General features: G+C 63.8%; 1 protein-coding gene. It reads left to right on the forward strand.

Annotation, left to right across the window (positions count from 1 at the left end):
• On the forward strand, positions 1–563 hold a 563-nt coding region (locus tag ACP7E0_RS35075), incomplete at both ends, for an electron transfer flavoprotein subunit alpha/FixB family protein (protein WP_426131988.1).

The raw sequence follows: 563 nt of genomic DNA on the forward strand, positions 1-563 counted from the left end.
GTATCGCTCGCCGGGTCCTATGACACCATCATCTCGGCCGCCACCTCGACCGGCAAGAACGTCCTGCCGCGCGTCGCAGCCCTGCTCGACATTGCCCAGATCTCCGAAATCACCGAAGTCGTATCTGCCGATACGTTCAAGCGGCCGATCTATGCCGGCAATGCCATCCAGACTGTACAGTCGGGCGAGGTCAAAAAAGTCATCACCGTGCGCACGGCGTCCTTCGCCTCGGCTGCCGACGGCGGCTCGGCTTCGGTCGAAACCATCTCGGCTGCCGCAAACCCCGGTCTCTCGACCTTCGTCAAGGACGCACTGTCCTCATCGGATCGTCCGGAACTGACGTCGGCCAAGATCATCATCTCGGGCGGCCGCGCCCTCGGGTCTGCGGAAAAGTTCCAGGAAGTCATCCTGCCGGTGGCCGACAAGCTCGGTGCTGCCGTCGGTGCAAGCCGTGCTGCGGTCGATGCGGGCTATGCCCCGAACGACTGGCAGGTCGGCCAGACCGGCAAGGTGGTTGCGCCGCAGCTCTATATCGCCGTCGGCATTTCCGGTGCCATCCAGCA

Origin of the sequence: Pararhizobium sp. PWRC1-1 (assembly GCF_049897905.1) — a bacterium.
Taxonomy (GTDB): Bacteria; Pseudomonadota; Alphaproteobacteria; order Rhizobiales; family Rhizobiaceae; genus Pararhizobium.